Raw genomic sequence first — 24,123 nt, 5'->3', positions numbered from 1 at the left:
GCTCAGAAGCCCAGCAGCGCCTTGCCCAGCGCGAAGGCGGGCAACGCCGCGAGGACACCGTCGAGACGGTCGAGGATCCCGCCGTGGCCGGGGATCAGGTGTCCTGAGTCCTTAACACCGGCGTGGCGCTTGAGCAGGCTCTCGAACAGGTCGCCGACCACCGAGAACAGGCCCGCGGCCAGCGACACCAGCGCGACCGCCGGCAACTGGGCGACGCCGGCGCCGGCGATCAGGCTGAAGCCGATACCGGCCGCTACGGCGGCGAGCATGCCGCCGGCCAGGCCTTCGACGGTCTTGTTCGGGCTGATGCGCGGTGCCAGCTTGCGGCCCTTGAACAACTTGCCGCCGAACTTGCGGCCGGTGAAGTAGGCCCCCGTGTCGGCCGCCCAGACCACCGCAAGGGCGGTCAGCAGCCAGCGGTGGCCATTGGGCTCGCCGGCGTGGATCCACGCCAGTGCACACCAGGCCGGGATGATGCTGAGCGCACCGGCGGCCAGCTTGAACACGCGTGCGTAGGTCTCATGGTCGCTGGCGAACGTGTAGCGACCCAGCCAGGCGAGCGCCAGCAACCACCAGATCACGCCGACCACGGTCATCAGCTGGAACAGCACGAAGCTGAAGCCGGTTGTCGATCGCGAAGCCCACACCAGCGCCACCATCACCGCCAGGTGGGCGACCAGCAGCACGGTGCGGGCGAGGGTGTCCTCGATCTCGGCCAGGTCGAACCACTCCCACAGGCCCAGCAGGAACACCACCGCGACCAGCATCATCATCCAGTCGGTCGGCAGCAGCAGGATCGCGAGGATCGCGAGCGGGGCCATCACCAGTGCGGCGAGGGTACGGGTGCGGGTCATTCGGGAGTCTCGTCGGGAGCGGCCAACTGCGCGCCGGTCAGGCCGAAGCGGCGTTCGCGGCCGCTGTAGTCGTCGATCGCGCGTTGCAGTGTCGCCGCATCCAGCTCGGGCCACAACAGATCGGTGAACCACAGTTCGGTATAGGCCAGTTGCCACAGCAGGAAATTGCTGATCCGCTTCTCGCCACCGGTGCGGATGAACAGGTCGGGCGCGGGGAGGTCGGACAGCGTGATGCGCCCGCCCAGAACCTGCTCGTCGATCTCCTCCGGCCGCAGCTTGCCGTCGGCCACGTCCTGGGCGAGCAGGCGGGCGGCGCGGGCGATGTCCCAGCGCCCGCCGTAGCTGGCGGCGATCACCAGGTGCAGCTTCGCGTTGCCGGCTGTCTGCGCCTCGGCAGCGTCCATGCGGGCGACGATCGCGTCGCTGAAGCGCTCGCGTTCGCCGATGAAACGGACGCGCACGCCGCGGCGGTCGAGCTCGTCGACCTCGCGCTCGAGCGCGCCCATGAACAGCTTCATCAGCGCGCCGACCTCATCCTCCGGCCGCCCCCAGTTCTCGCTGGAAAACGCGAACAGGGTCAGGACCTCGATGCCCTTGGCCAGGCAGAAGTCGACGCAGACGTTGACCGCGCGGGCCCCGGCGCGGTGGCCGATCACACGCGGCCGACGCCGGCGCTGCGCCCACCGCCCGTTGCCATCCATGATGACGGCCAGGTGGCGCGGGATTCGCGCGGCGGAACCGGTTTCGGAAGACATGGCCTGGGCGGGCGAAAGTGTCGCCGCTGCCATCAGACGGCCATCAACTCCTGCTCCTTGGCCTTGACCACCTCGTCGACGTTCTTGATGCCGTCGTCGGTCAGCTTCTGGATTTCCGTCTCGCTGCGGGCGGCGTCGTCCTCGGAGATGAGCTTCTCCTTGAGCAGCTCCTTGACCTGGTGGTTCGCGTCGCGGCGGATGTTGCGGATCGCGACCTTGGCGTTCTCGCCTTCGCCGTGCACGTGTTTGGACAGCTCCTTGCGGCGCTCCTCGGTCAGGGCGGGCAGGTTGATCCGGATCACGGTGCCGGCGGTATTCGGGGTCAGGCCGAGGTCGGAGTTGATGATCGCCTTCTCCACCGCGGAGACCATCTGCTTCTCCCACGGGGTGATGGTGAGCGAGCGGGCGTCGGTGACGGCCACGCTGGCGACCTGGGTCAGCGGCATGTCCGACCCGTAGTAGTTGACCTTCAGGTGGTCGACCAGTGCGGTCGAAGCGCGGCCGGTGCGGACCTTGGTCAGGTCGTGGCGCAGCGACTCGACGCTCTTGTTCATGCGGGTCTGGGCGTCTTTCTTGATCTCGTCGAGCATTGCCGGCTCCGGTCTCGTGCGGTAATCGCGGGGAGTATAGCGGAGCCCCGCGCCGGACCCGTGCTAATGGCCGTGCGGCGCGCGGTCGTGGCGATCGTGCTCGCAGGCGGTGCCGTGCTCGATCTGCAGGGTCGGATGGTTGATGCCGAAGCGCTGGTCGAGCGCCAGGTTGACCCGATCGATGAAGGCATCGTGGTCGCGAGCGTCCGGGCGGACCAGGTGCGCGGTCATCGCGATCTCGCCGGCCCCCAGCGACCAGATATGCAGGTGGTGGACCGCCCTGACCCCGGGCTGCCCGGCCAGGAAACCGCGCACCGCCTCCTGGTCGATCGAGCGCGGCACGGCGTCCATGGCGGCGTTGAAGCTCTCGCGCAGCAAGCCGAACGCGCTGGCCGCGACCACCAGCCCGATCAGCAGTGCGATCATCGGATCCAGCCAGGCCCAACCCAACCACAGCATGCCGGTGCCCGCGAGTACCGCGGCAAGTGAGACCCCGGCGTCGGCCATCAGGTGGAGGAACGCGCCGCGACGATTGAGGTCGTGGTCATGTCCGTCGCGCACGAACCAGGCCGATCCCAGGTTGACCGCGATGCCAAGCAACGCCACCAGGATCACCGGCCACGCCGGGATTTCGGGCGGTGCGTTGAAGCGCCGGATCGCTTCCCATGCAAGGGCGCCCGAGAAGGCGACCAGCAACACCGCGTTGGCGAGGGGGGAGAGCAGGGTGGCGCGGCGCCAGCCGTAGGTGTGGCGATCGGTCGGCATCCGGCGGGCCAGCACCGCGGCGCCCCAGGCCAACCCGAGGCCCAGCACGTCGCCGAGGTTGTGCAGCGCGTCCGACAGCAATGCCAGCGAGTTGGTGGCAAAGCCGTACCCCGCTTCGATGACGGTGAACGCCAGGTTGATGAGGGTCACCGCGGCGAATGCGCGGGTGCCCTGATGGTGGTCGTGGGCGTGCATGGACGAGATGCTGTCACGCCGTGCGCGCGGACACTATTCCGTCGCCCGCAGGGATGCGGTTGCCCCAGCGCGCACTCTGCTCAGCTGCGTCCCTGCACCAGCGTGCCGATCTGCTCGCCGCGCAGGATGCGCAGCAGTTCGCCGGGCTGGCTCATGTCGAAGATGCGCAGCGGCAGGTCGCTGTCGCGGGCCAGGGCGAACGCGGCGGTGTCCATCACCTGCAGGTTGCGGGCGAGGACCTCGTCGTAGCTCAGCTGGTCGAAGCGCACGGCGTCGGGGTGCTTGTTCGGATCCTTGTCGTAGACGCCGTCGACCTTGGTCGCCTTGAGCAGCAGGTCGGCCCCGATCTCGATCGCGCGCAGTGCCGCGCCCGAATCTGTGGTGAAGAACGGGTTGCCGGTGCCGGCGGCGAAAATCACCAGCCGGCCCTTCTCCAGGTGGCGGATGGCGCGGCGCCGGATGTAGTCCTCGCACACGTCGTTGATCTTGATGGCGCTCATCACGCGCGCCTTGCCGCCGAGCTTCTCGAGCGCGTCCTGCATGGCCAGTGCGTTGATCACGGTGGCCAGCATGCCCATGTGGTCGCCGGTCACCCGGTCCATGCCACCGGCCGCAAGGCCGGCGCCGCGGAAGATGTTGCCGCCACCCACCACCAGGGCGATCTCCGCGCCGGCCGCCTGGGCCTCGATCACCTCGTTGGCGAGGCGGTTGATGACCTTGGGGTCGATGCCGTAGTCCTCGCTCCCCATCAGCGCCTCGCCGGACAGTTTCAGGAGAATGCGGCGATAGGCGAGCTGGGGCATGGGATCGTCTCGGAAGGGGGCGCGGGAATTGTAACGGCAGCGCCCCGCCCGGCAGCTGCAGACAACATCCCGATGCGTTTCACAAGTGCCACACATTACTAAATAGGCGCCGGCCACAGCTTTGCCAGTATGGCAAGTGGCTTTGTTCCGGCAAAAACGTGACGTAGGTCACATTTCTACATAAATGTTTCCTTAGCGCCTTGTTACGTCCCCGTGACCAAAGTCATAGTCGGCCGGCCCGAAAGGGTTTCCTTCCGACTGCGTTAGGGGAGTCACCAGTGTCAAAACCCACCTTCAACCGCGCTTTGCGTCGTAGTGCACTGACCGTCGCACTCGGTGTCTGTTTTGCTTCCGGGGTCGCGCATGCCCAGTCCAATGCCGCGGGCTCGATTTTCGGTTCCACCGGCGAGCCCGGAACCGTTGTCGTCATCCAGAACGTCGACACCGGCCTGACCCGCCAGATCACGGCGGACGCCAACGGCCGCTACAGTGCGACCGCGCTTCCCACCGGTGAGTACACCGTCTCCCTGCAGCGCGACGGCCAAGTGCTGGCCACCAAGGAAGACGTCCAGGTCACCCTGGGTGGTGGCCGCGAGGTGTCGTTCTCCGCAGGCGGTGCCGCGGACGGCTCGGCGACCGACCTTGACCGTATCGTCGTGACCGGCACGGCAGCGTCGTTCATCGACGTCTCCTCGACCGATACGCGCACCACGTTCACCGCACAGCAGCTCGAGAAGCTGCCGGTCGGTCGCAGCATCGAGTCGGTGGCGCTGCTCGCGCCGGGCGTTGTCCAGGCGGACTCCCGCTACCCGGGTACGGCGTCCTTCGGCGGCTCGGCCGCGTCCGAGAACGCGTTCTACATCAACGGTTACGCGGTCACCAACCCGCTCACCAACCTCGGCTCCACCAGCCTGCCGTTTGACGGCATCAGCCAGATGCAGGTCATCACCGGCGGCTACGGCGCCGAGTTCGGCCGTGCGACCGGCGGAGTGGTCAACATCGTGACCGAGCGCGGCGGCAACGAGTGGAAGTTCGGCGGCCTGATGACCTACCGGCCCGCCAGCCTGCGTGCCGACTACGAGAACATCCTCTATCCCGACAATGGGACTCCCAACGACGGCCTGATCTACCAGAAGCGTGAGGAGATCGAAGTCAACTCGTGGAGCTACGGCATGTACGCCAGTGGCCCGTTGATCAAGGACCGCCTGTTCATGTATGTCGGCGGCGAGATGGAGGAGCAGGACCAGTCCAGCGTGCTCGCCCGGCCGGGTGGTGCCACCAACGGCTATCGCGACTCCCACTACGAGATTCCGCGCTGGCTGGCCAAGATCGACTGGAACATCACCGACAACCACATCGTCGAGCTGACCGCCGTCTCCGACATCACCAAGCAGACGGTGGATTACTTCCCGTACACCTACACCCCGGGCACCGACGAGACCATCCGTGGCTACGAGAAGACCGGTGGCTACTTCTACGAGGACGGCGGCGAGCTGTACGTCGGCAAGTACACCGGTTACCTGACCGATTCGCTGACCCTGACGGCCATGTACGGCACGCAGAAACAGGATCACATCGCGGTTCCGTTCGGCTATGACCCCAGCGTCGTCTACGTGAGCGATTCGCGGTCGGTGGCCGATCCGGTCCAGCGCGGCACCTATGCGCAGCTCGCGTTCCCGGATGCCTTCGACGAGACCGAGGGCTTCCGCGTAGATCTGGAGTGGCAGGTCGGCAGCCATTCGCTGCGCGTCGGCTATGACCGCCAGGACTCGACCTCGCGCGCTGGCGAAGTGACCTCCGGCCCGGCCGGCTACCGCTGGATCTACAGCTCCTGCGGACCGGGTGCCGCCGGCGAGCCGATCCAGGGTGGCGGCGGCGCCGTGTGCCCGGGTGGCAGCGGCGACTACGTGTCGCAGTACCGGTACGCGAACGGTGGCACCTTCTCGGTCGACCAGTCGGCGTACTACCTGGAAGACCGCTGGCAGGTCACCGACAACTGGCTGCTGACGCTGGGCCTGCGCAACGAGGCGTTCGAGAACTTCAACGCCGACGGCGAGGTGTATGCCGAGCAGAAGGACCAGTGGGCGCCGCGCCTGGGCGCGAGCTGGGACGTCTTCGGGGACGCTTCGCTCAAGCTGTTTGCCAATGCCGGTCGCTACCACCTGGCCATGCCCAACAACGTGGCGCTGCGCGGCGCGGCAGGTTCGCTCTACACCAACGAGTACTTCGCCTTCACCGGCATCGACCCGGTCACCGGTGCGCCGATCGGCCTGACTCCGCTGGGTGATGGTCCGTACTCGTCGAACCGCGAGTATGGCCAGGCGCCGCACCCGGATTCGGTGACCGCCAAGGGCCTGGACTCGCACTACCAGGACGAGTTCGTGCTGGGCTTCGAGAAGCGCCTGACCGACCAGATCAACGTGGGTGCGCGTTACGTGCATCGCGATCTGAAGGCCGCCATCGATGACATGTGCGACTACCGTCCGGCCTACAACTGGGCGATCGCCCGCGGCATGTCCGAGGAAATGGCCGACCAGCTGGGCAACGAGCTGGCGTCCTGCCGCCTGTTCAACCCGGGCGAGGACAACACGTTCATGCTCGATGACGGCAGCGGCAACCTCGTCGAGGTGGCCCTCACCGCCGAAGAGCTGGGCTTCCCGAAGCTGAAGCGCATGTACCAGGGCATCGACTTCTTCGTCGAGCGTCCGTTCGACGGCACCTGGTACGGCCGCATCGACTACACCCTGTCGCGCAACTACGGCAACGCCGAAGGCCAGCTGAAGTCCGACGTCGGCCAGGGCGACGTGTCCCAGACGATGGACTGGGATCACCCGGAGCTGATGGAGTACGCCAACGGCTACCTGCCCAACGACCGGCGCCACTACATCAAGGGCTATGGCTTCTACCAGCTGACCCCGGAATGGCGTTTCTCGGCCACCGCGACCTTCCAGTCCGGCCGTCCGAAGAACTGCACCGGTTACTACCCGAACAACTCGCCGGAAGACGAGGAGTTCATCGAGTTCTACTCCTACGGTGGTCCGTACTACCACTTCTGCAACGGCGAGCCGGTGCCGCGTGGCACCAGCGGCCGGTTGCCGTGGACCAACAAGCTCGACCTCGGCGTCGCGTATGCCCCGAACTGGGCGGACAACGCGCTGGAGTTCTCGCTTGACGTGTTCAACGTGTTCGACGAGCAGGAAGCGCAGAGCATCGTCGAGTACGGCGAGCTGGGTGGCCCCGGCGTGCCGTACGCACACAGCAATCGGGTCCTGAGCTACTCGACCCCGCGCAGCGTGCGGTTTGCCCTGCGGTACGACTTCTAAGCGACAAAAATCCCGGCGCGGTCGTTTGCCGCGCCGGGTGTCTCTCTCTCATTCGGGCCGCCGCAAGGCGGCCCTGTTCTTTGTGCAGGACGCAAAAAAAAAGGCCGCGGGGGTTGCCCGCGGCCTCTTGATGCATGACGGGTGGCTTACGCCAGGCCGGCCTGCTTCATCACTTCCGACGCGAAGTCGTCGGTCTGCTTCTCGATGCCTTCGCCGACGGCGAGGCGGACGAAGCTGATGACCTCGGCGCCGCCGGCCTTCAGGGCCTGCTCAACGCTCTGGTTGGTGTCCAGCACGTACGGCTGGCCGGTCAGGCAGATCTCGTTGACCGTCTTGGCGACCTTGCCCGACACCATCTTCTCCAGGATCTCGGCCGGCTTGCCGGTGTCCTTGACCTGGGCGAGGGCGATTTCCTTCTCCTTCGCGACGAAATCGGTGGGGACGTGTGCCGGCGAGATGTACGGCGGGTTCATCGCCGCCACGTGCATCGCGATGCCGCGGGCCAGCTCGTCGCTCGCGCCCTTCAGCTCGACCAGCACGCCGATGCGGCCGCCGTGGACGTAGGCCGCCACGGTGTTGCTGCTGTCGATGCGGGCCATGCGGCGGACCTGCACGTTCTCGCCGACCTTGGCGATCAGGGCCGAGCGGGCCTCCTCGACGGTGTCGCCGGACGACAGCTTGGTGGACTTCAGTGCGTCGATGTCGGCGGCGCCCAGGGCGGCGTCGGCAGCGGCTTCGGTGAAGGCCAGGAAGTTGGTGTCCTTGGCGACGAAGTCGGTCTCGGAGTTGATCTCGACCAGCACGGCCTTGCCGTCGGCCTGCGCGGAGACGATGCGACCCTCGGCGGTGACGCGGCTGGCCTTCTTGTCAGCCTTGGCCAGGCCCTGCTTGCGCAGCCACTCGGCCGACGCTTCGACGTCGCCGTTGTTCTCGGTGAGCGCCTTCTTGCACTCCATCATGCCGGCGCCGGTGCGCTCGCGCAGTTCCTTGACCAGGGAAGCGGTGATCTCTGCCATGGGGGTTACCTCTGAATTCGGGGGTGTGTAGGAGCGGCTTCAGCCGCGACGGGATGCGAGCTGCCGTCCGTTACGGATCGCGGCTGAAGCCGCTCCTACAGGAAAGTGCGGCCGCGCAGCATGGCGCGGCCGCATGACATCGCGCTTACTCGGCGGCCGGTGCTTCAGCCGACTCACCCTCGGCGGGCTTGTCCTCGGCCTTGGCGGCTTCCTTCTTCGGGGCGGCCTTCTTGGCCGGGGCGCGGCGCGGCTTGTCGCCGGCTTCGCCTTCGGCGTTGAAGTCTTCCTCGCGGACGCTGGCCGCCTGCGGCGCGGCGGCCTTGCCTTCCAGCACGGCGTCGGCGGCGGCACGGGCGTACAGCTGGACGGCCCGGATGGCGTCGTCGTTACCCGGGATCGCGTAGTCGACCAGGGCCGGGTCGTAGTTGGTGTCGACCACCGCCACGACCGGGATCCCGAGCTTGCGGGCTTCCTTGATCGCGATGTCTTCGTGGCCGATGTCGATCACGAACAGCGCGTCGGGCAGGCGGTTCATCTCCTTGATGCCGCCCAGCGAGGCTTCCTTCTTGTCGCGCTCGCGACGCAGGCCCAGCACTTCGTGCTTGACCAGCTTCTCGAAGGTGCCGTCGGTCTCGGCCGCTTCCAGCTCCTTCAGGCGCGACACCGACTTCTTGACCGTGGCGAAGTTGGTCAGGGTGCCGCCGAGCCAACGCTGGTTCATGTACGGCATGCCGCAACGCTCGGCCTCTTCCTTGATCGCCTCGCGCGCGCTGCGCTTGGTGCCCAGGAACAGGATCATGCCGCGCTTCTGGGCGATGCCCGAGATGAAGTTCATCGCGTCGTTGAACAGCGGAACGGTCTTCTCGAGGTTGATGATGTGGATCTTGCCGCGGGCGCCGAAGATGTACGGGCCCATCTTCGGGTTCCAGTAACGGGTCTGGTGGCCGAAGTGGACGCCGGCTTCCAGCATCTGGCGCATGGTGATCTGGGGCATTGCTTGACACTCCGATATGGGAATCCGGCCGCCGGAAAGGTTGGGGCGGCTGCCCGGGCATGGGCCAGGGCAAAGGATTCCGGGGTTGAGCTTCCCCGCTGCTTCCGTGGCCGAATTCCAGATGGCGCTTGATGGGCTGACGCCCACGACTCCAACGGAACACCCCGGCACGGGGTTTCTACAGCGGGTGTGGATTCGCCGGTGACGCCCGGCGTGGGCGGAACGGAAGCACAAGGCTTGCGCAGCCGATCAAGGATACGCGCGCCCGCGTCGGGGCGCAAGAAGATGTCCGCTGACAACGCGATTGCGTGCCGTGGAACGGATATTGCCTTGAAGCGGCTGTCCAGGTTGGCGCGTCAAAAGGTCAGCGTCGCGATTCGAAAATTCTGGTCCGGTCCCGCTAACTGGGCTTCGCCAGGAACGTGAGCAGGCCTGGACCGACCATCTGTCATGGGACGCTGGCCCACCAGCACGTTGAAGGGCGTGTTCTTTGAACAGTCGGCATGTATCGCAGGAGTGGAGGCGTGGTCGGAGTAGCTTGCTGTACTGGCATTGCAACCCGTGACAATCGTGATGCCCACCTTGATCGAAGCGCCAATGGCGGCGCACGGGGTGGTCAGTGCCATGCCGAGCACGGCCAAGGCCGTCGCAACTCTGAAAATACGCATCAACTGCTCCGATGGCCCACTGATCAGGGTGGGAGGGATCAGTTGATCTGTCGGCCGGCCCAAGCAAAAATTGAGCCGCCGATAGCCGCGGGACCGCGTTTCTGTGGCGTTCGTTACAAATTGGTCCGGACCGTTGCTCGATTTCGCTGGCTTTTAGCGTGGCTGCGGCGCAGTGGTCGCACGGATCAGTACGTCAGGATGACCTTGACGGTATCGCTGTAGCGGCCAGCCTGGGTAAGGGGCTGGTCGTTGACCCGACCATGGACGGTCAGAGACTGTCGGCTGCCTTCGCTGATGCCAACGACGGTGTTGACGTCGAGGTCGTCGCCCCACGGGGTGGCACCATCGGGCTGGGTAAGTTGGTAGCTGAGGCAGGCCCCGTCGGTGTTGCACATGCGCCGAACGCCGGCGCTCGGGTACAGCCCTTCATCCAGCCCCACCTGCCAGGCGGTTCGGTTGGTGCAGGTGAGTCCAATGGTTGAACTACTGGCGAGATTGCCGGTACTCGTGCCCGACAACGGCATTCCGCCAGGCGTGAAGTTCATGTTGCTCGCGGTGACGACCGAGCAACTGCCTAGGACCGCGGCAGTCGCCTTGAATGGGAATGCGTCGGGCACGCCCGGCGCGCCACCACTCTGGCAGTCCACCGGGTCGCCAGATCCGAAAAGCGTGTCGTTGTAGCGATACATCAGGGTTGTATCGCCTGCCTGGAACTCGTTCGTATAAGTGCCTGCTGCTGCGCCGAGTCGCGAGGGAATGCGGCCATAAACCGTAACGTTGCCTGTAGCGGAACCAGTTCTCCGCAACCCCAGAAACCCCGATGCGGACAGAGGAACTTCAATCGCCACCCTCTTGTAGGTTCCTGGCGTGTTGCCCCAATCGTTCGAAGGCGCGCCCGGATCCTTTGAAACATTGAAATACAGCTTGTCCACCCCGTCATTCATGCTCCGTTGGGCCACTGTGCTTCCAGGAGACCTGCCTTCTCCGATGGCGAAGCACATTTGCAAGACCGCCGTGTCCGCGGCTGACGGGAAGGTGTCGGTCTCGCATTTATAAGTGATCGACGCCGTAGTCGTACTCGCATTGCCGAATGCCAGATTGGACATATCGGCCGTACACGTGGTCCCGGCCCGGGCCTCCAAGATACCGAACAGATATCCCGAGATTGCCAGCGAAACTACGACTAGGGTACGCAGCCAATTCATGGCAAAGCCTCCGGTATGCAGGTCAACGGACCGATTCGGGGAATCGGTTCCGGCGAGATGGGGTATTCGAAGCTGACCCGACAGACGCCTTCGGGCGTTGTGACCTGAAGGACGTTGTCGTCACCGAGCAGGTCCAGGTAGACCTCGCCGTCATACCCGACGAACGCGGCCGACGCTGGATTGTCGATGAGCGCGGCACTGCTCCCGACGGCGAGAGGGACGCCTCCAGCATCATGCAGGACCACGACCGCCGCACGCACGGGCTGTATCTCGAACTGGACTTCGGTGCCGGCCCGGTCACTTGGCACCGCGAACATTTCCACCTTGCCGAGCCTCATGTCTGCCGGGAGATCCATCGGATCGATTGCCAGCCGGTTCCGCTGCCAGGCGTTCAGTGGGGTCACGAGTAGCAGGCCGTTGTCGTTGCTGCTGCCGACCAACCGGTTCTCCAGTTTTACCGGAACGCCGGGAATGTCGCCGGTCGAGACGACCGCGAACGCATCGTTGACGCGGCGCGATGCAAATACATCGCCACTCATCAACACGAGCCCGCCGTTGGCGCCCGCGTACCCGTACCAGCTTTCGCCGCCGCCCGCGACGCCACCGCTGACTTGACCGTAATCCCCCAGCCAACCGGCTTCGGCCAGCCCCTGGTAGGCATCGGGATCCAGGTGGCTGGCCTGGAGTCGCCAGCTCAGCCCGCCATCCGTGGGAACCGATTGGCTGGCGTCGACATTTATGCTGTCGCGTCCGGCATTGCGCTGCAACGAGGTGTTGAGCATGCGACGTTCACCCAGGCTGACCGAGATCCCCAGATACAGGCTGCGATCCTCGCTGTCGTCCAGATTCTGGTTGACGCTCAGATTGAGCGCCGAGTTCCCGCCGAAACTCCGGTTCCAGTACGTGCTCGCGTACCGGCTCGCCTCGGCCCCGGGATATTGAAGTCGAAGATAGCTCGCGCCGATGTTGCCGACGGAAGGCGCGTTCCAGCCAACCAATGCACGTTCACTGATCCTTGCGGGCGCCTGCCCGTATCCGGAGGCGATGTCCCGGTAGTCACCGTGGGTGCGCTGGGTACTCAACGACAGGTTGAAACGGGGACTGTTCCAGCTGTAGGCGAGGGCGGTCTGCGAGCCAGTGTGTTGATCCCAGCGACTATCGGTGTACGACGCGCTGACCACGCCGAGTTGACCCATGGACCACACGGCTCCGGCCCCGACGTTGGCAAGGCCGTCGCCACCCTCGCCATGCGCCTCCACCGTCAGGTCGTCGCTGACGCCGTAGCGCCATTCGCCACTGCCAACGAGCGCGTCGCCATAGGAGAACGAGCGCAAGCCGTAGTCTTCGCGGACCAGGCCAGCGGTGACCGACCAGTCGGACAGTCCCCGGGCCAGGAGGCTCTGGGTTGCGTAGAACGGGAAATCAAGGGTCCGGACGGCGCCAAACGCGTCGGTGATGACCACCTGCGCGTTACCCGAGCCGTTGATGCCCGGTTGGGAGATCAGCTGAAAGGGGCCGACCGGAATTTCGCCGGAATACTGGCGGACTCCGTTGACGTAGAGCTCGAGTTGCGAGGGGACGGCCGCTTCGCCCAGGAACGCGGGCAGGGGCGTGGTCACGCGATAGGGCTGCAGCCCGAAGTCGCGACCGATACGAATGCCGCCGACCCGCACGGCACGGGTCCAGCTGAGATTGCCGGTTGTGACATCGCCGACGCGCAGGCTCAACATGGATTGCGGGAAGGCCAGGTCCCAGCTCGAATCCAGACGCACGCTGTCTCCGCTCCAGTCCGTCTCCGAAGTGCGAAACGCCCTCGTCACTGCGGTGGTACTGAAGACGCCGAGCTTGCCTCCAAACGCCCGCAGCTCCGCAAAAGCGGTGGCGTTGCTGGAGAGGTCACCGTGATTGACGTAGAGATCGTAGTTGAGCAGCAATCCGGGCGAATTGGTTGCCGGGACTACCTCGGTTCGATCGACTCCCACGATGGTGGTCTGCAGGTCAAGCTGCGACAGCGGCGCGGAGATCGACACCCGCTGCATCGAGGCGTCGTAGTGCACCTCCACGCCGCGCAGCTGATCCAGCGCGATCAGCTCTCCGGGCCCAGCATCGGCTACCTGGAAGTCAAGCCGGGAGAGCGTATCGGGGCTCGCGTACAGACGCCCGTTGCGTGAAACGAACGGCAACAAAAGGCCGGTCGCCTGCTGGTTCAGCTCGACGTCCAGGTACAGCGTGATGTCCGCCTGGCCGGGCGGGTCGGGTTCAAGCAGCGGTACCGCAGTGGTGACGGCAAGCACATTCGCGGGCAGCCAGAGGGCAGCCAACAGCAGCGGCTTAACCCGACGCAGGGTGGAGCTTGAGCGTCTGCTCGACAGCTTCGCCATTGATCCGTGCCTTGAAACTGCCGCCGGAGTAATCCCTGCCGGCTGATGGAAGCGACCAACGCATCGTCTGGCCGGGCAAGACATAGCCAACCAGCCCACTCATGAGTTCGTGGCGCGCGCCACTCCGGTCAACGTACGAGAGGTCGGCGATCTGGGCGTGCTGGAGCCCACGGTTGGTCACCACCAGCATCACCTGCTCGCCCGTACTTTCCAGGCGAGGCGCGAGGTCGTAGCCGATGGGCGCTTCGGTTACGGGCAGTACGAACACCGGAATCGAATATCGCAGCAGGAAGTTCAGCCCCGTCTGGTCGGAGGATTCCGCGCGCGGAACCTCGTCGACAATGATTCGATAGCTGGCTTCGGCACCCGTTGGCGGCGGGCCGGTGCGGATGACGCGTACCAGTTGCTGCGCACCACCTGCCAACTCGGTCAGCGGCGGACTTATGGCGAGATCGCTGGTTGGCTCGAGGATGTCCTCGCCGTTCTTCTGGGTCCAGCGAAACAAACGCACTTGCGCGCGTGTCGGGGTGTCGGCCGCAGTGTTGGTAAGCCACACGGCTTCACCGCGCTCGCTCGCAGCGAGTTCCACCAGCGTAGGTGCGACCTGGAGACTCGCGGCAAACGCAGGGATGCAGAAGCACGCCAGCGCCGCCAGTGTGATCCGGGCCCACGCCGTGGGAGGTCTCCGGCTCATCGCGTGGGAGAAGTCAGTCGCCATTTCAGTAGGTGATGGTTGCTGTGATGGTGTCACTGTAGCTGCCGGCGCCCGGGTCATCGATCGTGAGCCTTCCGAGCACCGGTATCGACTGCTCGGTGCCCCCGAACGAAGCGTTGTAGATGCACCCGCCACTCGCGTCGCCCCATTGCACGCCGCCTGCGGAGCTGCATGGTCGAGCACTGCTGTTTCCGCTGTAGAGCTGGTAGGCAATGGTGTCTCCCGAGCTCGCCTTCATCCGTCGATCAGAGATGCCACTGCCGTGCAGGCCATCGTCGAGGCTGATCTTGTAGGCGACCGGGACATTGCAGCGGACCTTCAAGTAGCCGGATGCCTCGAGTTGCTGCCCGGGTACGACGGCGCGGTTGCCAAACGCAATATCCTTGGTGCCGGTGAAGCTGCAACTTGCGGCTACATCGAGGTAGACATCGAAATCGGTCACGAGCGATTCCGCCCGTGCCTGGGGAGCCATCAAAGCGAAGCCAAGAAGCGCCGCGCAAACTACCGGCGTACTCAACTTCATGTCAGCAATGGTCCCGGGCTACCGGGACAAAGCGGCATGGGCGGCTTGACGCACGCCCATGCGCTCCCGGCCGTTACAGACATGAGGACGGCTCGATGCCATTTGGTTCAGAACGTCACGGTGGCGGTGACGGTGTCGGTGTAGTCACCGGCAACCTGGTCGCCGTCCAGCGTCGCGCGGGCATAAACGACATGCTTGGTTGCAGCGCCCTTGAACCCGGTGCCGGTCGCTTCCTTGTCATCCGCGGCGGTATTGCCCCAGACAGTGGAACGGCCGGCTTCCTGGTACAGCTGGTAGGGGATGGCGGCCGTGCCGCTCAGCATGCGCCGTGCTGACGTATCAGCGGCGCCACCGCCGTTGAGGCTCACCTGGTACGGGGTGTTCTTGGTGCACTTGACGCTGACGGAGCCCGTTGCATCGACCGAACCGGCCGAAGCGAGCTGCTCGCCAAACGCAACGTTTTCCGTGGCGGTGATATCGCAAGACTTCTTGATCTTCATGGTGACATCGAAGGTGGAGGTCTTGGTCTCGGCGTAGGCAGGCGCCATGGCGCCGCCGGCAATCAGGGCGGTGAGGACAGCGGTCTGGACAAGATTCATCGGTGAAGCTCCGGCGCATTGGGCGCAGTTCGGGAAAGGTCGCCAAGGACATACGCAAGCCGCGTGCCAACTTTTTGGTGTCAGAATGTTGGCTGGGCGTCAAGGCTGAAGTGTGACGTCGGCCATAAGAGACCATTTGCGTCATTTCCGGTCAAGGAGCGACGTCAAGGAGGCTGAATATCTGATTCAGTCCCATTTATTCTGTGACTGCAGGCGGCCTGGGGCGGGGCGGCGGCAGCTACTGATGATGGCCGGTCGGACAGTCTTGGGCCCAAATCGGGGATAATGGGCGGATGGCAATTACCCTCAAAACCCCCGAAGACATCGAAAAAATGCGCGTCGCGGGCCGTCTGGCCGCCGAGGTGCTACAGGTCGTCGCCCCGCACGTGAAGCCGGGCGTGACCACCCAAGAGCTCGACCGCATCTGTCACGACCACATCGTCAACGTCCAGGGGGCGACCCCGGCCAACGTGGGCTACAAGGGCTTCCCCAAGACCGTATGCACGTCGGTCAACAACGTCATCTGCCATGGCATCCCCAACGAGGCCAAGGTCTTGAAGGACGGCGATATCGTCAACATCGACGTCACCGTCATCAAGGACGGCTGGCACGGCGATACCAGCCGCATGTACATGGTCGGTACGCCGTCGGTGATGGCCAGGCGGCTGGTCGAGGTGACCCGTGAGGCGATGTTCCGCGGCATCCGCGCGGTGAAGCCGGGCGCCACGCTCGGTGACGTCGGCGCCGCGATCCAGGCCTACGCCGAGGCCGAGCGCTTCAGCGTGGTCCGCGAGTACTGCGGCCATGGCATCGGCAAGGTCTACCACGACGAACCGCAGGTGCTGCATTACGGCCGGCCCGGTCAGGGCGTGGTGCTGAAGCCGGGCATGACCTTCACCATCGAGCCGATGATCAACGAGGGCGCCCGCCACACCCGCGTCCTGCCGGACGGCTGGACGGTGGTGACCAAGGACCGCAAGTTGTCGGCGCAGTGGGAGCACACGGTCGCGGTGACCGACGACGGCGTCGAGATCCTCACCCGCCTGCCGGGTGACGACAACGACCTATGACCGGCGTCGTCCCGGCCGACCGCGGTACGGCGGGACCTGCCCAGCACCCGGGACAGGAGGACGCCGCCTGGGCCGCCCGGGCGCGTGAGGAGCTGGCGCAGGCCGACGCCGGCTTCGCCGCCCGCTTCGATGCCGATTCCGACATCGACCGCCTGCTGGCCGAACGCGCCGCGGCAGTCGATGCGCTGGTGCAGGCGGCCTGGCAGCGCTGCATCCCGGCGGAGGCCGAACTGGCGCTGTTCGCCGTGGGCGGATACGGGCGGGGTGAGCTCTACCCCCAATCCGACGTCGACCTGCTGGTGATGGCGGCGCCGGCCGCGTCGCAGGCGCATGCCGACGACCTGGCGCGGCTGTTCGCGGTCCTGTGGGACTCGGGGCTGCCGGTCGGCCACGCCGTACGCTCGCTCGGGCAATGCACCGAGGCGGCGGTGGACGACATCACCGTCCTGACCGCGCTGCTGGAGGCCCGCCCGCTGGCGGCCAACGAACACGAGCGGCGTGAGCTGCAGGCCGCGGTGTCGCCGCGCGTGGTCTGGCCGCCGCAGGCGTTCTTCGAGGCCAAGCGCGACGAACTGGTGGAGCGCCACGCCCGCTATGGCGATACCGCCGACAACCTCGAGCCGAACCTCAAGGAAGGCCCCGGTGGCCTTCGGGACGTGCAGACGCTGCACTGGATCGCCCTGCGCGTGATCGGCACGGCCGACATGGAGTCGCTGGTCGCATTCGGACAAATGGGTGCCGACGAGGTCGCGACCATCGAGCGGGAGCGACGCGCGCTGGCCCGGTTGCGCTATGGCCTGCACCTGGTCGCCGGCAAGCGCGAGGAGCGGTTGCGCTTCGATTACCAGAAACTGCTGGCCGCGCGACTGGGGTTCGAAGACTCCGGCGGCACGCTCGCAGTCGAGCAGATGATGCAGGGCTTCTACCGCAGCGCATCGCTGGTGCTGCGCATCGGCGAACGGTTGCTGCAGCGGTTCGAGGAGCAATTGCAGGGCGAGGCCGAACCCGAACCATTGGATGGGCTGTTCGAGCTGCGCCGCGGCTACCTGGCCGCGCGCGACGCCGACTGGCCACACGCGCCGTCCGAAGTGCTGGCGCTGTTCGAGACCTGGGCCTGTCGCGGGGAGACCCGTGGCCTGCATTCGCACACCGCCCGTGCACTGGCCGAGGCTCTGCCGGACTTTCCCGACTTCGCCAATGCCGACGACGAACTGCGCCGGCAGTTCCTCGGCCTGCTGCGCGGCGACCAGCCGGTCCGCAGCCTGACCCGGATGGCGCGCCTGGGCGTGCTGGGGCGCTGGATACCCGCGTTCCAGAAGGTCTCGGGCCGGATGCAGTTCGACCTTTTCCACGTCTACACGGTCGACCAGCACACGCTGGCCGTGCTGGGTTACATGCAGGCGTTCGCATCGGGCGAGCGCGACCCGCGCTTCGCGCTGGTGCACGAGGCCTGGCCACGCCTGCGCAAGCCCGAGCTGTTGTTGCTCGCCGGGCTGTTCCACGACATCGCCAAGGGGCGCGGCGGCGACCATTCCGAACTGGGTGCCGACGATGCCCGCGCGTTCTGCCTGGCCATGGGCCTGGGCGAGTCCGACGCGGCGTTGGTTGAATGGCTCGTGCGCAAGCACCTGCTGATGTCGATGACCGCGCAGAAACAGGACATCGCCGATCCCGACGTGATCCACCGCTTCGCCACCGCGGTGGCCGACCGCGAGCGGCTGGACCATCTCTACCTGCTGACCTGCGCCGACATCGCCGGCACCTCCCCCAAGCTGTGGAATGCGTGGAAGGACCGGCTGCTGGCCGACCTCTACAGCGCGACCAGGCTCGCATTGCGGCGTGGCCTGGAACATCCGCTTGCAGCCGAGGAGCGCAGCGCCGAGACGCGTGAGGCCGTCCGCGCGTTGCTGGTCGGGCAGGGCATGGCGGCCAGCGGGGTGGATGCGCTGTTTGCCCGGATGCCGGCCGTCGGGTTCCAGCGCGGTCGCGCTGACCAGCTGGCGTGGCAGGGCGAGGCATTGCGCGACGCCGCGCCGGGATCGACCGTGGTGCGGGTGCGCCAGGTGCCCGCCCATGCCGGTGCGCTCGAGGTGTTCGTGCATTCTCCCGACGCCGATGGTCTGTTCGCGGCGATCGTCGCCACGCTCGACCGGGCCGGGCTGGCGATCCAGCAGGCACGCGTGCTGGACGGGCCGGGCGACACCATCTTCGACACGTTCGAAGTGATCCCCGCCGACACGCGGCACGCCCCCGCCGCCGGTGATGTCGAAACGCGCCTTGCACGCGCGCTGGTGGGACCGTTGGAAGACATCCGCCCGGCCCGCCGCACCCTGCCGCGCCACCTGCGTCATTTCCGCATCGCTCCGCGCATCGCCTTCGACGAGGCCGACAACGGCCGCACCACCCTGAGCCTGGTCTGCACCGACCGCCCCGGGTTGCTGGCCGACGTCGCCCAGACACTGCGCAACCAGGGCATGCGCGTGCACGACGCACGCATCGCGACCTTCGGCGAGCGCGCCGAGGACGTGTTCCAGATCACCGCCACCACCAGCGACGGCCGCGACCGGCCGCTCGACCCCGCACGCCAGCAGGCGCTCAGCGACGCGTTGCTCGCCTGCCTCGAAGGAGATGCACCATGAGTCCCCCACGGAAGAGCGCCAAGACCCCCGCGAAAAAGGCGACCAGGAAGACCCCGGCACGCAAGGCGACCGCGCCCATGTCGCCGGCCGACGAGCTCCAGGTGGTGATCAACAGCGCCTTCGAGCGCCGCACGATGTTGACGCCCGAAGAGATGGAAGGATCGACCCGGCCGACGGTGGAGCGCGTCATCGAGGGCATCGAGAACGGCGAGTTCCGCGTCGCCGAGCCCGATGGCAACGGCGGCTGGACCGTCAACGAGTGGCTCAAGAAGGCGGTGCTGCTGTACTTCCGCACCCAGGACATGGAAGTGGTGGAATCCTACCCGGCGCCGTTCTGGGACAAGATCCCGGCCCGCTTCGCCGAGTTCGACGAACCCGCGTTCCGCCAGCTCGGCGCGCGCGTGGTGCCCGGCGCGATCGTCCGCCGCGGCGCCCACATCGGCAAGGACGTGGTGCTGATGCCGAGCTTCGTCAACATCGGCGCCCACGTCGGCGAGGGCACGATGGTCGACACCTGGGCCACGGTCGGCTCGTGCGCGCAGGTGGGCAAGCACTGCCACCTGTCCGGCGGTGCCGGCATCGGCGGCGTGCTCGAGCCGCTGCAGGCCACCCCGACGATCATCGAGGACCACTGCTTCATCGGCGCCCGGTCGGAGGTGGTCGAAGGCTTTGTCGTCGGACACCACAGCGTGATCGGCATGGGCGTGTTCCTCGGCCAGAGCACGCGCGTCTACAACCGCGCCACCGGCGAGGTCACCTACGGATCGGTGCCGCCGTACAGCGTGGTGGTGTCGGGCCAGCTGCCGGCCAAGGACGGTTCGCACTCGCTGTACTGCGCGGTGATCGTCAAGCAGGTCGATGCGAAGACCCGGTCCAAGACCAGCATCAACGACCTGTTGCGCGGCCTGGCCGACTGACATGGCCACCACGCTCTACGGATTGAAGAACTGCGACACCTGCCGCAAGGCCCGCAAGTGGCTGGACCGGTTCGGTGTCGAGCACCGCTTCGTGGATTACCGGGACGAGCCCCGCACGCCCGAAGAGCTGGTCGGATGGAAGGAGGCCCTGGGCGGCTGGGACGCCATGACCAACAAGTCCTCGACCACCTGGCGGCAATTGCCGGATCACCGCAAGGCGCCAGGCAGCGACGCGGAGTGGAAGCTGCTGCTGCGCGAGTACCCGCAACTGGCCCGCCGGCCGGTGGTCGTCACCGACGATGGTGCGGTGACCCAGGGCTTCAGCGACAACGCGTTCAAGAAGCGCTTCGGGGTTGGTTGAACCCGGGCGTCCGGCCGTCGCTCCGGCCGGTGACAGGTAATCTCCCCGCATGTCCGACGTTCTCGATCTCACCCGCGACCTCATCGCCCGCCCGTCGGTGACCCCCGACGACGCCGGCTGCCAGGCGCTCATCGCCGGGCGCCTCGGTGCCGCCGGCTTCCACTGCGAGCACCTGCGCTTTGGTGCGGTCGAAAACCTCTGGGCCACGCACGGCAGCCGTGTCGACGATGCGCCGACGCTGGTCCTGCTCGGCCACACCGACGTGGTGCCGACGGGTCCGCGCGAGGCATGGTCGAGCGATCCGTTCGTGCCGGAGATCCGCGACGGCGTGCTGTACGGCCGCGGCGCCGCCGACATGAAGGGCAGCGTGGCCGCGTTCGTGGTGGCTGCCGAGCGCTTCGTCGCCGCCCGCCCCGGGCATGCCGGCCGACTCGCGCTGCTGCTGACCTCCGACGAGGAGGGCGATGCAATCGACGGTGTGCGGCGGGTGGCCGACGTGTTCCGCCAACGCGGCGAGCGCATCGACTGGTGCATCACCGGCGAACCGTCCTCGACCGCGAAGCTCGGTGACCTGTTGCGGGTCGGCCGCCGCGGCAGCCTGACCGGGACGTTGACCGTGCACGGGGTGCAGGGCCACGTCGCCTATCCGGACCAGGCACGCAACCCGATCCACCTTGCGCTGCCGGCGCTTGCCGAGCTGGCGGCGCGGCGCTGGGACGATGGGTTCGAAACCTTCCCGCCGACCAGCCTGCAGATCAGCAACATCACCGCCGGCACCGGCGCCAGCAACGTGATTCCCGGCGAGCTGCAGGTGCTGTTCAACCTGCGCTACAACCCGCACTGGGACGCCGCCCGGCTGGAGGCCGAGTGCGAGGCGGTGCTGACACGGCACGACCTCGCGTTCGACCTGCACTGGCACCGCAGCGGCGAGCCATTCCACACCCCCGAAGGTGTGTTGCGGGAAGCCGCGCGGGACGTGCTGGCAGCATTCGCCGGGGCGCCGCCGGCCGAGAGCACCGGTGGCGGCACGTCCGACGCGCGCTTTATCGCGCCGTTGGGTGCGCAGTGCATCGAAGTCGGGCCGGTCAACGCGAGCATCCACCAGGTCGACGAACACGTGCGCGTCGCCGACCTGGAAGCCTTGCCGGACCTCTACCTCGCGCTTATCGAGCGGTTGCTGCCGGCCTGATTGTCCTCGGGCGGGTCCTGGGGAGCGACTGCCGGCAGCGGCACCGTGGTCCAGGCGATCGACGCGTCGCCGCCGCCGATGGGTACGCCGACCTCGTCGCGCGCGGCAACCACGACTTCAAGTCCCGTCGGCAGCCCGTGCGAGCGATCGAACGCATGGAAATGCTCCGCGTCCAGCGGAAGGTCGAACGTGAACACCGCGCCGTCCGCGCCGAGGCCCACGACCGAAATGCCGCGCCAGGGTTCGTCGCGCGCGTGCCAACGCGACTGCGCCAGCGGTTGCCCGTTGACCCGCAGGGATGTCAGGTCGACCGTGCCCGGCAGCATCAGTCCGCCGGTCGTCGCCCCGCGCGCTGACCGCAAGCGCACCTGCAGGCGCTGGCGGTCGCCGACCACGTCGCGCTGCTCGATCACGACCGCGGGCATGGCCAGCGCAGGCCCCCGGGGGCCCGGCACGCCGCGGCTTCCCCAGGGGTTCATCGGCTCGCGTTCGCGGGCGAAGCCCGCAGCGTCCAGGAACGCGCGCGGCAAGAGTGCGCCCGATTGCGCGAACAGCCGTGAACCGTCCGGTCCCGCCACCAGCACGAGGTTGGCCGGCCGCGGCACGTCGGCGTCAAATGCCGGCTGCGACACGGCGAGCAGCACGCACACGCCCGCACCGAGCCACCCCGCGGCGCTGGCGAGCGCGGCGCCACGCGGCAGGGCGAGCACTGCCGGCAACAGCGGCAACAACATGATCCCAACGACCGCAGGCACGGCGACCAGCCCTTCATGGCCGATGGCGTCGTAGGCGCCTTCGGCATAAGGCATCCACAGCAGCGCCGCGGGCAGCGCGGCCAAGCCGGCCCACAACAGCGGTCGCCGCGGCGCAAGGTGGCTCGCGATCACGCCGGCCAGGACGGGCACCAGCCCCACGTGCGCGCCGCCCGGCATCCACAGCACCGCCGCGGCAGCCACCAGCACCAGCGGGCTGAGCGCCCCCCACGCCAACGCCGCCACGCCCCATGTGCGCTGCACAAGCCAGCCCAGCGGCACCAGGATCCCGATGGCGAGCAGCATCATGCCGGCAACCATGGCGCCGCCCTGCGCGGTCCAGGTCGCCGGCACCGTGCCGAGCGCCTGCAGCAGCATGTGGCCCAGCACGCCCGCGACACCGAGTACCGCGATGCCGACGACCGCCAGCACCGCGGCCACGGGCAATGCCGCCGCGCGGACCGCGCCGGCGCGGACCAGCCGCGCGCCCAGGACCAGCCAGCCGAGCACCGCGATCGCCAGAAGCACCGGGTTCCACGATGCGGGCCAACCCGCCATCAGGCTGCCGGGAAGGCTGAAGAACACCGCGTCCGCATCGTCGGGCGCCGGTGGCTCGGCGGCGGAGAACGCGCGCGACAGTGACAGCGCATGCTCGCCGTGGTGCTGCAGCGAGCCGCGGTCGAGGTGGGCGATGTCGTCGAGCGGGGTGTGGTATCGCGCCGGGGCCCGCGCCCACGCGAAATTTGCACCCGCGAGCCCGTCGCGCTTGTACACGGTGAAGTCGGTGTCGTTGGGCAGGGTGCGGTAGATCTCGTACTCCAGCGACGAACCGGCCGGCGCCGACAGCGATGCGCGCAGCAGGCGCGCCAGCGCCGCGTTGCCGGCCTGCGTCTCGATCAGCAGGCTCGCGCCGGTGGTGCCGCGGGCCTCCAGGTTGACCACCCGCGCAATCCGGGCGAATTCCGGTTCCCGCGCGAATGCCTCCGCGCCGATGAGCCCAAGCTCCTCGCCATCGTTCAGCAGCAGCCAGACGTCGCGCGCTGGCGCAGGCCCCGCCAGCAGCGCACGGGCGGTTTCGATGATCGCGGCCACGCCAGCGCCATCGTCGGAAGCGCCCGGCCCGGCGGCGACCGAATCGTAATGCGCCGATAACAGCACCGCGTCGTCGGCCGAGACGCCCGGTACGCGGGCCACGATGTTGTCGACCGTCGCGCAGGTGAACCCGCCGCAAGCGAAGCGCCGCTGCACTTGTGGCTCCAGCCCGATCGCCCGCAACTCGGCGACGATGGCATCGCGCACGGCGGCATTGGCCGGGCTGGCGGTGGGGTGGGGGCGCTGGTCGCCAAGGACGCGCTCGAGCACCCCCATGGCGCGGGCGGACGAGAACGCATCCGCGGCGGCATCCGCGCCGACCGGCGACGGCGCGCGGTTCTGAGCGACGCCCAGCCATGCCGCGAGTACGAACGCCAGCACCAGGACGGCGGCGACCACGGGGCTGCCACTTGCCCCCAGGCCGGGATTGATTGAACGTGTCGGCATCGTCTTCCCCTGGCGGACCCGTTCCGGATCATACGGCCCGGTTGGCCGCTTCCCCCGCCGACCGGCGTTGACCGGGTTCAAAGGGGGGCGTATCCCTGCGCATCCATCGATCGGCCCGACACCATGCCGCTGTCCATCCACAACCCCGGCAATAACAACGCCAGCCTCCCGCAGGCCGGCGATTAGCGCGTAGCACCACGCTCATCGTTCTCCCAGGCCTGCACTGCTAAGTGCGGGCTTTTTTGTTGCCGCACGAAACAGCCGGTCGCC

General features: G+C 67.1%; 20 protein-coding genes. 6 read left to right on the top strand and 14 right to left on the bottom strand.

The features are described from left to right. Window positions 1-2: 2 nt before the first annotated feature. The 5 genes from KOD61_RS08720 to pyrH form a co-directional block, all read right to left on the bottom strand. Window positions 3-854 (bottom strand): phosphatidate cytidylyltransferase, encoded by an 852-nt coding sequence (locus KOD61_RS08720; protein WP_215218321.1) that lies wholly within the window; start codon window positions 852-854, stop codon window positions 3-5. After that, on the bottom strand, window positions 851-1,609 hold the full coding sequence (uppS, locus tag KOD61_RS08715) for a polyprenyl diphosphate synthase (protein ID WP_251370557.1): 759 nt from the start codon (window positions 1,607-1,609) through the stop codon (window positions 851-853). The genes KOD61_RS08720 and uppS overlap by 4 nt, the downstream gene beginning before the upstream one ends. A gap of 32 nt (window positions 1,610-1,641) precedes the next feature. Beyond that, on the bottom strand, window positions 1,642-2,199 hold the full coding sequence (gene frr, locus KOD61_RS08710) for a ribosome recycling factor (RefSeq protein ID WP_215218319.1): 558 nt from the start codon (window positions 2,197-2,199) through the stop codon (window positions 1,642-1,644). A gap of 63 nt (window positions 2,200-2,262) precedes the next feature. Next, on the bottom strand, window positions 2,263-3,159 hold the full coding sequence (locus tag KOD61_RS08705; protein WP_215218318.1) for a cation diffusion facilitator family transporter: 897 nt from the start codon (window positions 3,157-3,159) through the stop codon (window positions 2,263-2,265). A gap of 80 nt (window positions 3,160-3,239) precedes the next feature. Further along, entirely contained in the window at window positions 3,240-3,962 is a 723-nt protein-coding gene (pyrH, locus tag KOD61_RS08700; protein ID WP_215218317.1) for a UMP kinase, read from the bottom strand. Between the two features lie 278 nt (window positions 3,963-4,240). Here pyrH and KOD61_RS08695 point away from each other — a divergent pair, with 278 nt between their 5' ends. Then, window positions 4,241-7,285 carry a TonB-dependent receptor gene (locus KOD61_RS08695; RefSeq protein WP_215218316.1) on the top strand — a complete coding sequence of 1,015 codons (3,045 nt, stop codon included), beginning with the start codon at window positions 4,241-4,243 and terminating at the stop codon, window positions 7,283-7,285. Window positions 7,286-7,431: 146 nt separating this feature from the next. Here the strand turns inward: KOD61_RS08695 and tsf are convergent, their stop codons facing one another. From tsf to KOD61_RS08660, 8 genes are all read right to left on the bottom strand, one after another. Continuing rightward, window positions 7,432-8,301: a translation elongation factor Ts gene (gene tsf, locus KOD61_RS08690; protein ID WP_215218315.1), complete on the bottom strand. Its 870-nt coding sequence runs from the start codon at window positions 8,299-8,301 to the stop codon at window positions 7,432-7,434. A gap of 145 nt (window positions 8,302-8,446) precedes the next feature. Then, window positions 8,447-9,295, bottom strand: coding sequence for a 30S ribosomal protein S2 (gene rpsB, locus KOD61_RS08685; protein ID WP_215218314.1), 849 nt, complete (start codon window positions 9,293-9,295; stop codon window positions 8,447-8,449). Between the two features lie 356 nt (window positions 9,296-9,651). After that, window positions 9,652-9,963, bottom strand: a complete 312-nt coding sequence (locus KOD61_RS08680) for a hypothetical protein (RefSeq protein WP_215218313.1) — start codon at window positions 9,961-9,963, stop codon at window positions 9,652-9,654. A gap of 185 nt (window positions 9,964-10,148) precedes the next feature. After that, window positions 10,149-11,069 (bottom strand): Csu type fimbrial protein, encoded by a 921-nt coding sequence (locus tag KOD61_RS08675; RefSeq protein ID WP_251370709.1) that lies wholly within the window; start codon window positions 11,067-11,069, stop codon window positions 10,149-10,151. Between the two features lie 95 nt (window positions 11,070-11,164). Continuing rightward, the gene (locus tag KOD61_RS08670) at window positions 11,165-13,549 is read right to left on the bottom strand and encodes a fimbria/pilus outer membrane usher protein (protein ID WP_251370556.1); all 2,385 of its coding nucleotides are present in this window, start codon (window positions 13,547-13,549) and stop codon (window positions 11,165-11,167) included. Next, window positions 13,500-14,267, bottom strand: a complete 768-nt coding sequence (locus KOD61_RS13010; RefSeq protein ID WP_251370555.1) for a fimbrial biogenesis chaperone — start codon at window positions 14,265-14,267, stop codon at window positions 13,500-13,502. Before KOD61_RS13010 ends, KOD61_RS08670 begins: the two co-directional genes overlap by 50 nt. 1 nt (window position 14,268) lies before the next feature. After that, a complete protein-coding gene (locus KOD61_RS08665) occupies window positions 14,269-14,706 on the bottom strand; it encodes a Csu type fimbrial protein (RefSeq protein WP_215218311.1) in 438 nt (145 codons plus the stop codon). 188 nt (window positions 14,707-14,894) lie between these two features. Then, window positions 14,895-15,386, bottom strand: a complete 492-nt coding sequence (locus tag KOD61_RS08660) for a Csu type fimbrial protein (RefSeq protein WP_215218310.1) — start codon at window positions 15,384-15,386, stop codon at window positions 14,895-14,897. Window positions 15,387-15,679: 293 nt separating this feature from the next. Here KOD61_RS08660 and map point away from each other — a divergent pair, with 293 nt between their 5' ends. Genes map through dapE form a run of 5 tightly spaced genes read left to right on the top strand, consistent with a single transcriptional unit; the run spans window position 15,680 to window position 21,562 of the window. Next, a complete protein-coding gene (gene map, locus KOD61_RS08655; protein ID WP_215218309.1) occupies window positions 15,680-16,456 on the top strand; it encodes a type I methionyl aminopeptidase in 777 nt (258 codons plus the stop codon). Next, complete coding sequence (gene glnD, locus KOD61_RS08650; RefSeq protein WP_215218308.1) at window positions 16,453-19,095, top strand: [protein-PII] uridylyltransferase; 2,643 nt, start codon at window positions 16,453-16,455, stop codon at window positions 19,093-19,095. Before map ends, glnD begins: the two co-directional genes overlap by 4 nt. Continuing rightward, the gene (gene dapD / locus KOD61_RS08645) at window positions 19,092-20,012 is read left to right on the top strand and encodes a 2,3,4,5-tetrahydropyridine-2,6-dicarboxylate N-succinyltransferase (protein ID WP_215218307.1); all 921 of its coding nucleotides are present in this window, start codon (window positions 19,092-19,094) and stop codon (window positions 20,010-20,012) included. The genes glnD and dapD overlap by 4 nt, the downstream gene beginning before the upstream one ends. Before the next feature lies 1 nt (window position 20,013). Beyond that, entirely contained in the window at window positions 20,014-20,373 is a 360-nt protein-coding gene (locus KOD61_RS08640; RefSeq protein ID WP_215218306.1) for a Spx/MgsR family RNA polymerase-binding regulatory protein, read from the top strand. Window positions 20,374-20,422: 49 nt separating this feature from the next. Next, window positions 20,423-21,562, top strand: a complete 1,140-nt coding sequence (gene dapE, locus KOD61_RS08635; RefSeq protein WP_215218305.1) for a succinyl-diaminopimelate desuccinylase — start codon at window positions 20,423-20,425, stop codon at window positions 21,560-21,562. Here dapE and KOD61_RS08630 read toward each other — a convergent pair. Then, window positions 21,526-23,853 carry a M28 family peptidase gene (locus tag KOD61_RS08630; RefSeq protein WP_215218304.1) on the bottom strand — a complete coding sequence of 776 codons (2,328 nt, stop codon included), beginning with the start codon at window positions 23,851-23,853 and terminating at the stop codon, window positions 21,526-21,528. The genes dapE and KOD61_RS08630 overlap by 37 nt on opposite strands. Window positions 23,854-24,123 lie beyond the last annotated feature (270 nt).

Origin of the sequence: Lysobacter luteus (assembly GCF_907164845.1) — a bacterium.
Taxonomy (GTDB): Bacteria; Pseudomonadota; Gammaproteobacteria; order Xanthomonadales; family Xanthomonadaceae; genus Novilysobacter; species Novilysobacter luteus.
Note: the sequence above shows the minus strand (reverse complement) of the source record. Positions and strands in the feature narration are given on the sequence as shown.

What these genes read in the sequence shown, in the direction of transcription:
- KOD61_RS08720 (WP_215218321.1), bottom strand. Translation starts at nt 854, where the DNA reads ATGACCCGCACCCGTACCCTCGCCGCACTGGTGATGGCCCCGCTCGCG.
- uppS (WP_251370557.1), bottom strand. Translation starts at nt 1,609, where the DNA reads ATGTCTTCCGAAACCGGTTCCGCCGCGCGAATCCCGCGCCACCTGGCC.
- frr (WP_215218319.1), bottom strand. Translation starts at nt 2,199, where the DNA reads ATGCTCGACGAGATCAAGAAAGACGCCCAGACCCGCATGAACAAGAGC.
- KOD61_RS08705 (WP_215218318.1), bottom strand. Translation starts at nt 3,159, where the DNA reads ATGCACGCCCACGACCACCATCAGGGCACCCGCGCATTCGCCGCGGTG.
- pyrH (WP_215218317.1), bottom strand. Translation starts at nt 3,962, where the DNA reads ATGCCCCAGCTCGCCTATCGCCGCATTCTCCTGAAACTGTCCGGCGAG.
- tsf (WP_215218315.1), bottom strand. Translation starts at nt 8,301, where the DNA reads ATGGCAGAGATCACCGCTTCCCTGGTCAAGGAACTGCGCGAGCGCACC.
- rpsB (WP_215218314.1), bottom strand. Translation starts at nt 9,295, where the DNA reads ATGCCCCAGATCACCATGCGCCAGATGCTGGAAGCCGGCGTCCACTTC.
- KOD61_RS08680 (WP_215218313.1), bottom strand. Translation starts at nt 9,963, where the DNA reads ATGCGTATTTTCAGAGTTGCGACGGCCTTGGCCGTGCTCGGCATGGCA.
- KOD61_RS08675 (WP_251370709.1), bottom strand. Translation starts at nt 11,069, where the DNA reads ATGTCCAATCTGGCATTCGGCAATGCGAGTACGACTACGGCGTCGATC.
- KOD61_RS08670 (WP_251370556.1), bottom strand. Translation starts at nt 13,549, where the DNA reads ATGGCGAAGCTGTCGAGCAGACGCTCAAGCTCCACCCTGCGTCGGGTT.
- KOD61_RS13010 (WP_251370555.1), bottom strand. Translation starts at nt 14,267, where the DNA reads ATGGCGACTGACTTCTCCCACGCGATGAGCCGGAGACCTCCCACGGCG.
- KOD61_RS08660 (WP_215218310.1), bottom strand. Translation starts at nt 15,386, where the DNA reads ATGAATCTTGTCCAGACCGCTGTCCTCACCGCCCTGATTGCCGGCGGC.
- map (WP_215218309.1), top strand. Translation starts at nt 15,680, where the DNA reads ATGGCAATTACCCTCAAAACCCCCGAAGACATCGAAAAAATGCGCGTC.
- glnD (WP_215218308.1), top strand. Translation starts at nt 16,453, where the DNA reads ATGACCGGCGTCGTCCCGGCCGACCGCGGTACGGCGGGACCTGCCCAG.
- dapD (WP_215218307.1), top strand. Translation starts at nt 19,092, where the DNA reads ATGAGTCCCCCACGGAAGAGCGCCAAGACCCCCGCGAAAAAGGCGACC.
- KOD61_RS08640 (WP_215218306.1), top strand. Translation starts at nt 20,014, where the DNA reads ATGGCCACCACGCTCTACGGATTGAAGAACTGCGACACCTGCCGCAAG.
- dapE (WP_215218305.1), top strand. Translation starts at nt 20,423, where the DNA reads ATGTCCGACGTTCTCGATCTCACCCGCGACCTCATCGCCCGCCCGTCG.
- KOD61_RS08630 (WP_215218304.1), bottom strand. Translation starts at nt 23,853, where the DNA reads ATGCCGACACGTTCAATCAATCCCGGCCTGGGGGCAAGTGGCAGCCCC.